The organism is Pleomorphovibrio marinus (assembly GCF_003347495.1).
GTDB lineage: Bacteria > Bacteroidota > Bacteroidia > Cytophagales > Cyclobacteriaceae > Pleomorphovibrio > Pleomorphovibrio marinus.
In genome coordinates this window covers 246,048-259,524 of sequence record NZ_QCXY01000001.1, presented here as the reverse complement: position 1 = coordinate 259,524, position 13,477 = coordinate 246,048, and the positions used below count along the sequence as shown (strand labels likewise).

The 13,477-nt window shown below is 42.7% G+C and carries 14 protein-coding genes; 2 read left to right on the top strand and 12 right to left on the bottom strand.

Features of this window, described 5'->3' with window-relative positions; translation table 11 throughout:
* Window positions 1-45: 45 nt before the first annotated feature.
* The 5 genes from DB520_RS01115 to DB520_RS01095 form a co-directional block, all read right to left on the bottom strand.
* Window positions 46-714, bottom strand: a complete 669-nt coding sequence (locus DB520_RS01115) for an ABC transporter ATP-binding protein (protein WP_114747828.1) — start codon at window positions 712-714, stop codon at window positions 46-48.
* Entirely contained in the window at window positions 711-1,385 is a 675-nt protein-coding gene (modB, locus tag DB520_RS01110; protein ID WP_114748719.1) for a molybdate ABC transporter permease subunit, read from the bottom strand. The genes DB520_RS01115 and modB overlap by 4 nt, the downstream gene beginning before the upstream one ends.
* Before the next feature lie 5 nt (window positions 1,386-1,390).
* Window positions 1,391-2,161, bottom strand: coding sequence for a molybdate ABC transporter substrate-binding protein (gene modA, locus DB520_RS01105; RefSeq protein WP_114747827.1), 771 nt, complete (start codon window positions 2,159-2,161; stop codon window positions 1,391-1,393).
* A gap of 71 nt (window positions 2,162-2,232) precedes the next feature.
* A complete protein-coding gene (locus DB520_RS01100; protein WP_114747826.1) occupies window positions 2,233-2,574 on the bottom strand; it encodes a winged helix-turn-helix domain-containing protein in 342 nt (113 codons plus the stop codon).
* Between the two features lie 161 nt (window positions 2,575-2,735).
* On the bottom strand, window positions 2,736-3,278 hold the full coding sequence (locus DB520_RS01095) for a hypothetical protein (RefSeq protein ID WP_114747825.1): 543 nt from the start codon (window positions 3,276-3,278) through the stop codon (window positions 2,736-2,738).
* A 307-nt stretch (window positions 3,279-3,585) separates the two neighbouring features.
* Here DB520_RS01095 and DB520_RS01090 point away from each other — a divergent pair, with 307 nt between their 5' ends.
* Together DB520_RS01090 and DB520_RS01085 are read left to right on the top strand one after the other, a co-directional pair.
* Window positions 3,586-4,155, top strand: a complete 570-nt coding sequence (locus DB520_RS01090; RefSeq protein ID WP_114747824.1) for a Crp/Fnr family transcriptional regulator — start codon at window positions 3,586-3,588, stop codon at window positions 4,153-4,155.
* A gap of 69 nt (window positions 4,156-4,224) precedes the next feature.
* Window positions 4,225-4,893, top strand: coding sequence for a hypothetical protein (locus DB520_RS01085; RefSeq protein ID WP_198675211.1), 669 nt, complete (start codon window positions 4,225-4,227; stop codon window positions 4,891-4,893).
* Between the two features lie 166 nt (window positions 4,894-5,059).
* Here the strand turns inward: DB520_RS01085 and DB520_RS01080 are convergent, their stop codons facing one another.
* The 7 genes from DB520_RS01080 to DB520_RS01050 form a co-directional block, all read right to left on the bottom strand.
* Window positions 5,060-6,085 carry a serine hydrolase domain-containing protein gene (locus tag DB520_RS01080; protein ID WP_114747823.1) on the bottom strand — a complete coding sequence of 342 codons (1,026 nt, stop codon included), beginning with the start codon at window positions 6,083-6,085 and terminating at the stop codon, window positions 5,060-5,062.
* A gap of 370 nt (window positions 6,086-6,455) precedes the next feature.
* Window positions 6,456-8,861, bottom strand: coding sequence for a TonB-dependent receptor domain-containing protein (locus DB520_RS01075; protein WP_114748718.1), 2,406 nt, complete (start codon window positions 8,859-8,861; stop codon window positions 6,456-6,458).
* 58 nt (window positions 8,862-8,919) lie between these two features.
* Entirely contained in the window at window positions 8,920-10,203 is a 1,284-nt protein-coding gene (locus DB520_RS01070) for a sensor histidine kinase (protein ID WP_157971888.1), read from the bottom strand.
* A 102-nt stretch (window positions 10,204-10,305) separates the two neighbouring features.
* On the bottom strand, window positions 10,306-10,983 hold the full coding sequence (locus tag DB520_RS01065; RefSeq protein WP_114747821.1) for a response regulator transcription factor: 678 nt from the start codon (window positions 10,981-10,983) through the stop codon (window positions 10,306-10,308).
* A gap of 175 nt (window positions 10,984-11,158) precedes the next feature.
* Entirely contained in the window at window positions 11,159-11,905 is a 747-nt protein-coding gene (locus tag DB520_RS01060; protein ID WP_114747820.1) for a 3-keto-disaccharide hydrolase, read from the bottom strand.
* Between the two features lie 69 nt (window positions 11,906-11,974).
* Window positions 11,975-12,397: a c-type cytochrome gene (locus DB520_RS01055; RefSeq protein WP_114747819.1), complete on the bottom strand. Its 423-nt coding sequence runs from the start codon at window positions 12,395-12,397 to the stop codon at window positions 11,975-11,977.
* Window positions 12,398-12,410: 13 nt separating this feature from the next.
* Window positions 12,411-13,466, bottom strand: a complete 1,056-nt coding sequence (locus tag DB520_RS01050) for a sugar phosphate isomerase/epimerase family protein (protein ID WP_114747818.1) — start codon at window positions 13,464-13,466, stop codon at window positions 12,411-12,413.
* Window positions 13,467-13,477 lie beyond the last annotated feature (11 nt).

Genomic DNA, 13,477 nt, shown 5'->3' with positions numbered 1-13,477 from the left:
GCTCCACAAAACCAGCCAATTCCTTCAATGCTAATTCGAAACGTACTAAAAAATATCCTCCGGAATGCCCTCTTTTATTAACCGACCTTCTTCGATGACTAGCACTCTGTCGGACATCGTTTTGACTTCGTGGTAATCGTGGGATATAAGTACTGTGGTGAGATTAAGTCGCTTATGGAGTGCAAAGATGTCATCTTGCAACTTGTTGCGCATGGTGGTGTCCAAGGCAGAAAGAGGTTCATCCAAGAGTAGCAGTTGAGGCTTTCTAACCAGTGCTCTGGCCAAGGCCACACGTTGTTTTTGCCCTCCGGACAGATAGGTGGGTTTTTCATGGCGCAAGGAGCTGAGTCCCACCATTTCCAACATTTCATCTATCCATTCTTCCTTTTCTCCCTTAGGCAGCGCAAAAGCCAGGTTACCCCTCACACTCATGTTCGGAAAAAGGGAATATTCTTGGAAGACCATCCCAATGGACCTAAATCTGGTTTTTAGGTTGATCCTATCGTTGCTGCTGTACCATGTTTGTCCATTCACTTCTATCAAACCTCCGTCTGGTCGCAATAGCCCAGCCAGCATACGGTGGATACTGGTTTTTCCTGCGCCGGAGGGGCCGTATAGGGTGAGCAACTCCCCTTTCCTGACCACCGTCTCTACGTTCAGCTCAAATGGACCGTTGGCTCCGGTAAGTTTTTTTATGACATTAAGTTTTATCATAGCAGGCTGATTGCTTTTCGTTGTCGGTAGTTGAATAGGTATACGAGGCAGAGAATCAGAAAAGAAAACACCAAGAGTATCAAGGAATAGTGATTGGCTAGTCCGTAATTCATGGCCTCCACTTCATCATAAATACTGATGGAAATGACCTGGGTGACTCCCGGTATATTTCCACCTATCATCAACACTACTCCAAACTCCCCTATGGTGTGGGCAAAGGTTAGGATCCCTGCGGTGAGTAGCGATCCAGTCATATTTGGCAAAATCACATGTATCAAAGTGGTCCAGGTATTTTTCCCAAGCGAATAAGCAGCCTCCACCAATGTTTCAGGCACCGACCTGAATCCCGACTGTAAAGGCTGAACCATGAATGGAAGGCTGTAAAAAACAGAAGCGAACACCAGCCCTTCGAAAGTAAAGACCAACCGGAGATCAAAATACCTATCCAACAATGCACCCAATCCATTTTCAGGACTTAATGCTACCAACAGATAAAAACCAAGTACGGTAGGAGGAATCACCAGCGGTAATGCTACCACAGCCTCTAAGAGCACCTTATAGCGGCGGGGATTGAATGCCAACCAGTAGGCCAGCGGTACCCCCAACAAAAACAACACTAATGTCGTGATTCCCGCAAGTTTTATGGATATCCAAAATGGGGTAAAGTCCATGTAGGTCAAGGTTGTTCAAATCCAAAATAATCCAAAATTGCCCTGACTTTTTCATTTTGGATAAACTCAAAAAAAGCCTTAGCCTCCATATTGGCACCGGCTCGTTGTGTGATCACTGCGCCTTGTAACAGGGGTCGGTGGGATTCCTCGGATATAAGTGTGTATGTAGGGTTAATGCGTTGCATATTCGGAGATAACGCCAATGACAGGGCAATAATGCCTATGTCGGCTGCCCCACTACTGACGAACTGAGCGGCTTGGGAGATGTTTTCCCCAAAAACCAATTTGGACTTTAAAGCATCATAGACCCCATGCTGCCGTAAGCTTTCTTCTGCCCTCACCCCATATGGAGCATGCCTGGGATTGGCAATGGCTATTTTTTTGAACTCATTAGAGGAAAGCTTTTCTAGCTGCATTGGATGGTCATTGGGATGCTTTGTCCATAGTACCAGTCTCCCTATACCATAAGGATAAATTTTAGAGGCAGTTTTTCCCATTTCTTCCATTTTTTTGGGATAGTCCATATCTGCGGAAAAATAGATATCAAAGGGTGCCCCTTTGGTGATTTGTTCAAAAAACTTCCCGGACGAACCATAAATGACCTGTACGTTTTGCTTTTCAGGATAAATCTGTACGATGGAATCCATGGCAAACCGGAGATCAGCCGCTGCTGCCACGGTGATTGGTGACTTTCTTTGGGCAATCAATGTATTGGAAAACCCTCCTACCATGAAAAAAACAATTGAAAGATAGACTACTAATGATTCGGTCTTCATGATGCCCTGAGTTCGATATATACAAATATATATATCGTTTTTCATTAATAAAACCAGAATCTGACCGCTGCTCAACAATGGTCGAGAAGCTCTTCGTGGGCCTTGGACAGGTTTTGCAACTTTTCGTCGAGTTGTCGGTATTTCTTCAAAAACCCCAACCCAAATGTCGTCAGTTCTGCGTGGCCTCCTAATTTACCTCCTTTTTGAAGCAGGACAAATGGCTGGGATCCTCTATTGTTCAGGTCGTTAATCATGTCCCAGGCTTTTTTATAGGACATGTTCATGGATTGGGCGGCCTTGGAAAGAGAGCCTTTTTCAGCAATCAACTCCAGCAATTTGGCTCTTCCAGGCCCAAAAAACCTGGTCTGGTCCATTTCTATCCAACAGCGTATTTTGAGCTTTTTTTGGGTCATTTTACTGTAGTAATAGTCTGTGTATTCGGAAAAGTCTCAAGATAATAACTTTCAATTGAACTGATTGTATTTGTAATTTCAACGGCAGCATTAACCCATCGAAGGAAGTGAAAACAGAATATGGAAAAGGTGTTTTTAGCACTCTTCTATGGGATCGTATTTCAGAACCACCTTCCAATGATCACGTTAACACCGAAATGCGAACCCCAATCATTGGTGCTTTCATCATAATCGAACAAGGTGGTTCCGAGCTGGATTCCCACGGATAAAGTGGTTTTTTTGGCTATGCTGAATTGGTAGCCCGGCTCTAACCAGAGACCAAGGTTGTTATGGTTTTCGAGTCTGTTTCTGGTTAAACTTAAAATGGGTGCCAAGAAAAAACCGGTGGAAATTGGACTTTCATTGGTGAAAAGAAAAATGGGCAATGCCATTTCCAGGCCTGCATGGCTGATTTGGTTGCCAGCGTTGCGGACACCAAGGTTTAAGATGCTGGTCAGCCTCAAGTCCAAACGTCCTGTCAATGGTCTCAGATACACTAACGGGAAAATATTGACATCAAACTCACCCCTTTGATAAAATGGCTCCACAGTAACACTGGGATTAACCCCCAAAAGGAAACTGGGGTTGTCTGATTGGGCCTTAAGGCCGGATGAGAAAGTAATTATAGTTAAAAGGAGGATTAAGCTAGGTTTTAAAGGGGGCATAGGCTTTTTTTATTGGCTTACCACAAAATCCTGAGTAATTTAAAGCTTGTGACCTAGAAAAGCAAAACTAATGAGTTAATCATTAGGTTTCTCAATAGAAATAAACTCAGGTTCCCGACATTTTTATCCAATTGTCACCATGGTTTTGGCACTATGTGTCCCAATTAGGTAAACTGCAGAACGCTTTTTTTTATTTCTTGCCAAGCAGACCGTATGAGAATATTGCTAGCATTTGCAATTTCCGTTGAAACCCTTCTTCCAAAATTAACCATCTGGTATTACCAAAAAAAATTCCCAAATTGAGACCATGCACCCGCTACTTCGAGACTATTTTCGGAAACGTACTGACGCAGATGAGCATGTGTTAGAGAAAATTTCGCCCTATTTTGAGGAAAGATCCTTTAAAAGGAATGAATATGTGCTTAGGGAAGGAGAGGTTTGTAAACATAATTATTTCATCATTTCGGGCTGCATGAGACTTTTTACCATCAACAAGGAAGGCGTGGAAAACACCAGGTATTTTGCGTTTGAAGGGAAATTTGCCACTTGTTTCACAAGTTTAATTTCAGGGCTTCCAGCTTTTGAAAACATTCAAAGCTTAGAAAAAACAACGGTACTTCGTATTCACAGGGATGACTTTTATTACTTGGTGGAAACAGAGGCAGCGGTAAACAAAGTGTATAGAAATATCATGGAATCGGCTTATATCACCACGCAACGACGTATCTATGATTTTCAGGGAGCGGATAGCTTGGAAAGGGTGCAGTGGCTCCTGAAGCATCAACCCACAATTCTCAACCGCCTTTCCAATAAAGTGGTAGCCAGTTACCTTGGAATCACCCCTTATACCCTGAGTAGACTAAAGGCAAAACTTTAAAACATTGCCATAGGGCAATGCTTTTATTTTCTAGTTTCCTGAGCTTTGTGGAAACAAATGATTCACATTATGCCGACAAGAGAAAGACATTCCATCCCCTTCATGCTGATATTTTCGGTAAGCTTACTGCTTCCAATAAGCTTATTTGCCCAAGCACCAAAAATCCCCACACCTGTGGAAATGATGGCTGGTCATGACAGGTTGTTCTTTCAAATGGTAGTTACAAAGAAGTTTGCCCCGGAAAGCAGATTCGGTTTTTTAAGTGTCTCTACTTTTTCTACCGATTACAGTAATGGAATGGAAAACTTGGATTTAGTTATGCCAGTAATGGTCAATTATACTTTTTACAAAAATATCGGGCTGGTAGCGGGAACTACCGTTAACAACCAAGTAGGCTTTTCCCCCTTGGCGGGGTTGCAACATGCATTTGCCAATAGAGAATGGGTAGCAGTATCCATTGCTTCGTTTTTTCTGAACTCCAGCAGGAATGTAGAGCTTTTCGGGATTTATGAATACAAACCAAAACTTAGTACCACCTTTGATCTGTACACCCGGCTTCAATACATGTATATTCATGGTTTTTCTTTAAACCAGCATGCCAGGAGCTTTTTACAACTTCGTACAGGTTTGAAAAAAGAGGCCTTTAGTTTCGGGGTAGGCGCCAATCTAGATCAATATGGCCCTGAGAAAGTATTTAAGCCTAATTATGGGGTGTTTGTGGGGTGGGCTTTTCAATGATTGGTAGGGTATATTCCGTTGGGCTGTAAATATGCTTAAAAAGAGCTTGCCTTTACCCCTTATTTTAGAATGGGCAAAAGCACTATTTTCCCAATGCTTAAAAACAGGTAGATTCGTTGATGTTTCATCGCTTCTACCAAACCCTCTGAGGTTTGAATTATTTTGTCTATGATAGGTTATTTAGCATCTTGATCAAGGCCTGAAATGCAATTTGGGGATTACCAGCCAGGTTAACAGTACCTGTGAGGTAGGTTTTCTTTTCAGGGATATTAAAGGCTACCGACCCTACCGATCCACAGTGCCCGATAAGCGGTGGGATTTTTTTGAACGGGGAGAAAAACCAAGGAACATAAAATTGCTGTATGCCTACACCGTATTTGAAAGGGAAGAAAATCTTCTTCCAATCTTGGAGGGACTCCAGTCTTTCTTTGGGATAAAAGGCACCTTCAAAATAGGCCTTGATCAACAGCATCAAATCCCCCACCGTACTTAGGATTTCGTGTTTGGTACTGGCCGCATACTGATCTATTTTCAGGATTCCTTTTTTTCCGAATATAGGAACATACTCGTCAGGAGCCAGCTGATGCATAAATGCGGTTTGCTCCATGCCCAATTCCTGGAACAATACTTTTCCCAACTGATCGATTTCTTTACCTGTTTTTTCCAACAGGATTTCATCCAGCATCCTGAAATTGACTTCCCCATAGTGGGCTTTTCCCTCAGCTCCAGGAGGGAATGTTGATCCGATAGCCTTTGCCGCGGCTACTACCTTCTCCATGGGCCAGCAATGGTCTTTTCCCTGAAGGAATAGATCCATGGCCCTACTGCCATCCGGCATCTTGTCCTCAATGTAGCAGGGGAGTCCGGAAGTGTGCGAAAGAAGATGCTTCACCGTCAGTTTATCTGAGTAATCGTGTCCTTTATAAACATGTATACTTTTCCAGTGTTTTTCAGGGAGTAGTCTGCTGATTCTATCTTCAAAGTGGAGCTTTCCATCCCGTACAAGCCGCAAAATCAAGGCTGCGGTGACTAGCTTATTGATACTGGCAATGTAAAACCGAGAGTCTTCCCGGAGGTTTCCGGTTGCAAAGGTGTTGCGTTGTTGGTTGGTTTCAAATTGGAAAACAGCACCTCGGACATGTTTCTTTTTGCTGAGATCACGGACGATAGCATCAAGTTTTGCTGGGTTCATGTTGCTGGGATTCGCGATAGGTATACTTATTTAAAAGGTAAATTATTCTGGATGAAGATATTAACAATTGTGAATGAAACCAATGCCAATCATCCGATGAAAAGTTTTTATTTCACGCCGCGAGCGTTGCGGATTCGCTCCGTACCCTGAAAAAACTCAGGGCAGGGCTGCGAGAAAACTAATTTCATTTCTGTAAATGCCAATTTTTATACTCTGTGTGTCGCTTGCGCCATGCCTGCCTGTCGGGTAGGCAGGCTTGATTTCATGTTTTTTGTTGCCTAATCTTAAGTATTTCCATAAACTCCAGCCATACCTCAATATTGGAGGAAAGAGCTTAGGCAAAATTGAATTTACTCAAAGGAGGATTGCGTTAGAATCTGTAGTTATACCCTACTCTGAAGACTTGGGTTTGGAAAAAATCTGTACTGACCAGGTCAAATCCGTCTCCTCTTATTTCTCTTTTTATCCTTAACGTATTGAAAATGTCGCTACCATTTACAAATAATTCACCTTTCCCGTTTTGTAGGGATTTGGTAAGCCCGAAATCCACCGAAAAACGGGTGTCAATTCTTCCTTGAGGAAGAAGGTCAGGGGCCAGGTATATTCCGGTCAGTTGAATTTTGAAATCATTTGGCAAGCTGAAGTTATTATTCCATTTTACATTCCCCGAGTATGCTCTTTGCTCTTCCATGGTAAAAAAGGTATTGAAGGGGTATAGGTTTTCAATGGTGAATGCACTTATGGTGTTATGATACACATTTCCGTTCAAGTTAAAGTTGTACCATTCATTTATATCCTGCTCCCACACCATTTCAACTCCAATGTTGGTGCCAGTGCCGGTATTTTGGGAAATAGCATTCAGCAGGTTATCTGTGGGATTTTGCGTGATCACCCTTGTGATGATATCCTGGGTGCGCCTTCCATAAAAGGCGGTGTAAAGATATCCGGTTTTCCAGGAGGACCTATATCCCAATTCCAGGGATTGGGTGAACTGAGGCCGAAGTGAGGGGTTCCCAGTTTTTAGGATTTCGGGGTCATCATACTTTGGGAATATCCTGAGGTCTTCCTCTTCAGGCCTATCCACGCGTCTGTTAAAAAACAGGGATAATTTGTTGTTTTCGTTGAGGATGTAGGCAAATCGCATATTGGGAAAGGGTTGGAAGTAGGTATACCCATCACTTTCATAGGTATTATGCCCAGGGATCACCTCATAGTCCAAAATGGCGTATTCCACCCGGAGGCCCGCTTCCACCTCCCAGTTTTTTTGTTCATATACATAGTTTGAGTATACTGCGCCGATCCTTTCGTCATAATTTGCCCAGCCTGCTGCTCCAGGGTCAAGTATGGAGTTTTCTCCGGGTACGAATTGCATATTGGTAGGGATGTACCTCCAGCGCACTTTTGAACCCAATTCCACCCTGCCGGCCCTCAAGGGGCGAATATAGTCTAGCTCAAAGTCAAGTACGTTTTCATCGGCAATCAAAAATGTAGAATCAGTTCCTACAAGATTGGGGAGAATATTGTCAAAATAGAACAGCTCGTCTTCTCTTTGGAAAGCATAACTCAACCCTATTTGTAATTTCCTGCCCGGTTGTTCATAGGTGTGCTCCCAGTTAGTGGAGATATTAATGGTGGTATTCACTTCGTCTTCCCAATATCGCCATAGCCGTTGCCGCTCTCCACTTATCGCATTGAAGTAAGGAAGACTGCCCCGGTCAATATGGGACTCCCTGCCGAATAGCGCAGAAATGGTTACTGTATTTCTGTTGTTAAGGTATAGATCTGCCCCGGTGTTTATCGTGTATGCGGTCTGAGTTCTGTTTTCCAAAAATTGTTGATCTATGATTTCACCATCATCGTAGGTTCTCCTTATAAATTCATTTTTATTCAATCGTCTGAAGGACATTAAGTCTCCTTGTAAGAAAAAGTTCACTTTTTCTTTCCGGTAATTTAAGGATAGGGAAGGGTTTATGCTGGGGTTCCAAAGATATTGATCAGGTAGATCAGGAAAGTTAGCCCTTTGCTCACCAAGGGCACCTAGGCCGGCGACCAGTCCTGCTCGACCATTAAACCCACTCTCCTTGTTTTTTTTCATGATGATATTGATGATTCCTGCCATACCCTGGGCATCATACCTAGCTGAGGGATTGTTGATGACCTCAATTCGCTCTATGGCAGAGGCAGGAATATTGTCCAAGCCTGCCTGGTTACCGAAACCAGTAAGTGCTGTTTGTTGACCATCAATCAAAACCACCACACGGTCACTTCCCCTAAGCTGTACTTTTCCTTCCTGATCAATCGTGATCCCAGGGAGGTTTTGCATGGCTTGTAATACGGATCCCCCCAATTGGCTAATATTATCTTCTATGTTAAAGGTTTTCTTATCCATCAGTTCGGAGACCTCACTTCTTCTTCCACTAACCACCACCTCATCCAAAGACTCGGTATTTTCTTCCATCTCAAAACGGCCCAAGTCAAGAAATTCACTTAGCCGCCCGACTTGGATGGATATGGATTGAGGTTTATATCCCGTAAATGAAAGCTCCACAAAATAATTACCCGGAGGAATCAATTTTAAGTTAAATTGTCCATTCTCATTGCTTACAGTTCCACCAATAAAACTGTCTTTATTTCTCTCATTCAAAATAATGTTCACAAAAGGCAATGGTGATCCGCTATCCTTGTCGGTGATTTGTCCAGAAAGCTCCACGCTTTCGCTTTGGGCAAATGAAAACTGTGCAGAAATCAACAGGAATAACAATAGGCTAATTCTCATGCTAGTGATATTTAATCCGGTTGCAAAATGGGTAATGATTTTGAAGAAATTTGGAAGATTAAAAATGCATGGTAAAGGAATGCCTTTTCCCAACAAAAGAATAGCGCACCTTCCACCCATGGGAATCAGAAATTTCCTTTACGATCGCAAGGCCCAATCCACTGCCCAAGTGTTCTGGCTTAGTCCTAAAAAACCTTTGGAAAACCTTGCTGCCATCTAATTCACCAAGCTGAGAGGTGTTTGTAATAGTCAAAAGAGAGGTTTTAACCCGAATCAAAATATGACCAGGGTCGGTGTTGTACCGGATGGCATTTTTTATGAGGTTATGAATAGCGATCTCAGCCAAAATTTTGTTCCCTTGTAGTGTTATATTGTTTTCTACGTCTAATTGAATTCCAATATTTTTGGATCCTGCCCATTCACTAAAAAATTGAATGGAGGATTCAATGATAGGAACTAGATGGAAAGACTCGCTAACCTCAAACTGATTGTTGTCTATTTTAGCAAGTAACAATAAGTTACTGTTGACCTTATTCATCCTGCTTCCAATCTGCTTGACTTCATCCAATAGAATAGATTGCTCCTCTGTGAGCCCTTTGGTTTGGAACAGTACATCTGTTTTGGATTGCAGTAAAGCAAGTGGGGTTTGCAGTTCATGGGAGGCGTTCTCTATAAATTCTTTTTGTCGCTGAAACAATGTGCTGTTTCTTTTTACATAGGATTGAAGGATTTCTGACAGCTTTTGAAACTCCTCTACATCACTTTGTATAGGCTGCAATTCCTTATTGGAATTTAGGTCGTGTTTTTCCAGCTCATGTAGGGTGGCCAAAAAAGGGCGCCAGACCTTTCCGTCGATTTTTCTGTTTACCAGGTAAAACCCGATGACAATAAGAGCAAAAAAGAAACCTGCGAGAAGCGCAGAATAGGGGATTACATCATGATATTCATCCAAGTCTATTTCTGCTTTCAGTATAAAAGGAGTATTGTGAATAAATATGGATGATTCCAGCACCCTAAAGGGTTCATTATGCCCGTGGTAGGCATCAAATCTTGAGAGAGTATACAGACGATCATCCGGTATTTGTACTCCAGGGGGGAGTTTTTCTAGGGAATAGCCAATTCTTAGGTCGTTTAATAATTCAACAATATGCTGAGCAGAATTAACATCACTGGATAGTTCGTTGATACGATCTTCTAGCTTAGATTTTACAATATACAAACTGTCATTTGCATCCTGTATGTAAATGTACTGAATGGTAAAGTAAAAAAGTGGTATGCTCAGCAGCATCATCAGCAGCATCAGGTATAAGAAAGGTTCAAAGGATTTATTCAGTAATTTCACATCAATTGAATTATATTGTTAATCTTCTTCACCTATCCGAAGCCAAAAGGACAGGCTTAGGCAAAGCATATTTCCCCTCATTTAGGCAAGCAAATAAAGGTTTCATTCCACTTGAAATTTATACCCAGATCCATAAATGGTTTGGACATAATCGGGACATCCTGCTTCGGTCAATTTTTTCTTAAGGTTTTTAATATGTGTATATACCAACTGGTGACCATCCACAAAATCCGACTGTTCCCCCAAGATATATTCTGCAAGTGCAGTTTTCGAGTGTACCTTGTTGGGGGAAGAAATAAAATAGTACAAGATTTTTTTTTCTGATGGGGTCAGGCTAACCCATCTACCATTATATTGTACGGTGCTATCAGTCAGGTGAAAAGTAAGCTCGCCAATTTCTAACCTGTTTTGACCGTTAAATTGCCTTCTACGGATAACGGCCATAACCCTAACGGCAAGTTCTGCAAGGTGAAAGGGTTTGGTGAGGTAATCATCCGCTCCCATCGCCATTCCTTTAATTTTATCATCCAAGGAATCTTTGGCAGAAATGATGATCAATCCGTCAGTTTTGTTGGAGTTTTTCAGTTGGCGCAAAACTTCAAACCCAGTGCCATCGGGCAGGCCTATGTCCAGTAAAATACAGTCGTAGTTGTAGAGATGGATTTTCTCTAAGGCATTTTTGACATTTGTTACTTTTTCACATAGGATCCTTTCGCTCATTAAATAATGGCTGATATCGTTACTGAGTGAAACTTCATCTTCAACGATAAGGATCTTCATGCATCAAATTTAAATTTTGGAAGAGGATAATAAAAACCAAATGAATTTCATAGGTTCCAAAAAAGGTATCTGGCATTCTACTTACCATCAAAAAAAGTTTACCAGGTTTATCGTTATCCACCAATAATAAAAGTGGCAAAGACAGTGGCTGATTTCCCACAGTCTTTGCCTTGGCTTACAGTTTTTTAATCATAATACCCCTAAACCAGATCTTGTCGCCGTGATCCTGCAAGGCGATATGGCCTTCTTGGTATTGGGCAAATCCGGGCATGTCCTTGAATTTGCTATCTGCAATCATTTGATCCCAATCATCATCCCATAGGGTGGTTTTCACCGTTTGAACCCCGTTGAGGAAGAATTCCAAAGTGCCGTCCTGTACGATGATTTCGGTACTGTTCCATTCCCCTACCGGGTTGGCTGCGGGTTTGGTGGACTCTATCAGGTCATAGAGATCCCCAGACCTATGGGTGACAATCTTTCCGTCTGGGTGACCCTCATCATGCAGTAATTGATATTCTGGACCGGTTTCATAGGTTGCACCGTAATCCTCTGAATCCTGCACATGAAACATGATTCCACTATTGCCATTTTCAGAAATCTTCCACTCTAGTTTAAGATGAAAATCACCAAAAGTCTCCCGGGTGATCAGGTCACCCCCAGTAGCACCCTCTTTTTTGCTTTCAGTATCCAGGTAAAGCAATCCGTCCGAGATTTTCCAGGCATCACCGGGTTGCTCTTTTTTGAAGCCTTTCCAGGCACTGAGGTCATTTCCGTCGAAAAGAGGGATCCATTCACCATTTTCCTTTGCGGAAACCTTTGTTTCCTCTTTTAAAGTTTGATCGGAACCGTTCCCTGAGGGGCCGCAGGCATTAATTCCAAGTGAAAGAGATAGCGCAGCTATCCATAAAATGGGTTTTTCCATGGTTGTTGAGTTTTAAACCAAAAAGGAATTCCAACTTTTGGAATTCCTTATAATTTAGACAATGTTTGCTTATTTCAGCAAAAGTACATACTTGACCATTTGCTCAGCATCCTCTTTGGAGAGGTTGGGATGGGCAGGCATAGGAATTTCTCCCCATTCACCCACATTTCCAGCGATCACCCTGCTTGCTAAGGTTTCCACGTTCTCGTCATTGTACTCGTACTTGTCAGCCACCTCCGCATAGGAAGGCCCCACTATTTTCCGTTCTACCATGTGGCAGCTTGGGCAGTCATTTTCTTTTACCAAGGCTAAGCCTTTGACAAAATCAGGATTGTCCTTATTTTTCTCACCTGGGGTCTGCTTCTCTTCTGCAGGAGCAGGTGCAGTGGTGGATTCTCCACTTTTCTGGGTCTCATTGCCTCCGCCTCCGCAGGCAAAAGTCATCATTCCAGCAGCCAAAATGGCTAAACTTACATGCTTATTCAACTTCATCTTATTTTTTTTATTAACTGATTCCTAGAATTTTCTTGTTCATGCTTTCGTCAGCACCGGTAGAGGCGAAATCGTCAAAGGTTTTTTCCGTAACCCGTATGATCTTCTCGCTAATAAATTTAGCGCCTTCAATGGCCCCGTTTTCCGGGTGCTTAATGGCGCATTCCCATTCCAATACTGCCCATCCATCAAAGCCATACTGAGAAAGTTTCGTAAATATAGCATTGAAATCGACTTGTCCGTCACCTAAACTCCTAAATCTTCCCGCACGTTCTATCCAACTGGAATATCCTCCATATACTCCCTGCCTTCCAGTGGGGTTAAATTCAGCATCCTTAACATGGAACATTTTGATTCTGTCTTTATAAATATCAATAAATTCCACATAGTCCAGGCACTGCAATACAAAGTGACTGGGATCATACAGGATGTTTGCCCGCTTGTGATGGTTTACTTTTTCCAGGAAGAGCTCAAAGGTCACCCCATCATGCAGGTCTTCTCCGGGATGTAGCTCGTAGCATACGTCCACTCCGCATTTGTCAAATTCATCCAAGATTGGAAGCCACCTTTTAGCTAGTTCTTCAAAACCAGTATCCACTAAGCCAGCAGGACGCTGGGGCCAGGGGTAAACGGTGTGCCACATTAGGGCGCCGCTAAAGGTAGCATGACCTTTCAGTCCCAGGTTTTTGGAGGCCTGAGCTGCCCACTTCAACTGCTGAACGGCCCAATCTGTCTTGCCTTTTAAGTCTCCGGCAAGTTCTTTGGGAGCAAATGCGTCAAACATTTCATTGTATGCAGGGTGAACGGCAACCAATTGGCCTTGAAGGTGCGTGGATAGCTCGGTGATTTCAACTCCGGCATCTTTAACGGTCTTTTGAAGCTGCTTCACATAGTCCATGTCCTTGGCGGCCTTTTCAAGATCTATCATCCTGGGGTCCCAGGTTGGGATTTGCACACCCTTGTATCCTATACTGGCTGCCCATTTGCATATATTTTCCAGGTTATTGAATGGGGCATTGTCATCTGCGAATTGTGCCAAAAATAAGGCTGGTCCTTTTATGGTCTTCATAAGGTTATTTT

Excerpts from the sequence above, each read along its gene's own strand:
- DB520_RS01060 (WP_114747820.1), bottom strand. The coding sequence starts at position 11,905 with ATGGAAAAACCCATTTTATGGATAGCTGCGCTATCTCTTTCACTTGGA.
- DB520_RS01075 (WP_114748718.1), bottom strand. The coding sequence starts at position 8,861 with ATGAGAATTAGCCTATTGTTATTCCTGTTGATTTCTGCACAGTTTTCA.
- modA (WP_114747827.1), bottom strand. The coding sequence starts at position 2,161 with ATGAAGACCGAATCATTAGTAGTCTATCTTTCAATTGTTTTTTTCATG.
- DB520_RS01065 (WP_114747821.1), bottom strand. The coding sequence starts at position 10,983 with ATGAAGATCCTTATCGTTGAAGATGAAGTTTCACTCAGTAACGATATC.
- DB520_RS01115 (WP_114747828.1), bottom strand. The coding sequence starts at position 714 with ATGATAAAACTTAATGTCATAAAAAAACTTACCGGAGCCAACGGTCCA.
- DB520_RS01055 (WP_114747819.1), bottom strand. The coding sequence starts at position 12,397 with ATGAAGTTGAATAAGCATGTAAGTTTAGCCATTTTGGCTGCTGGAATG.
- DB520_RS01080 (WP_114747823.1), bottom strand. The coding sequence starts at position 6,085 with ATGAACCCAGCAAAACTTGATGCTATCGTCCGTGATCTCAGCAAAAAG.
- DB520_RS01085 (WP_198675211.1), top strand. The coding sequence starts at position 4,225 with ATGCCGACAAGAGAAAGACATTCCATCCCCTTCATGCTGATATTTTCG.
- DB520_RS01050 (WP_114747818.1), bottom strand. The coding sequence starts at position 13,466 with ATGAAGACCATAAAAGGACCAGCCTTATTTTTGGCACAATTCGCAGAT.
- DB520_RS01090 (WP_114747824.1), top strand. The coding sequence starts at position 3,586 with ATGCACCCGCTACTTCGAGACTATTTTCGGAAACGTACTGACGCAGAT.
- modB (WP_114748719.1), bottom strand. The coding sequence starts at position 1,385 with ATGGACTTTACCCCATTTTGGATATCCATAAAACTTGCGGGAATCACG.
- DB520_RS01095 (WP_114747825.1), bottom strand. The coding sequence starts at position 3,278 with ATGCCCCCTTTAAAACCTAGCTTAATCCTCCTTTTAACTATAATTACT.
- DB520_RS01100 (WP_114747826.1), bottom strand. The coding sequence starts at position 2,574 with ATGACCCAAAAAAAGCTCAAAATACGCTGTTGGATAGAAATGGACCAG.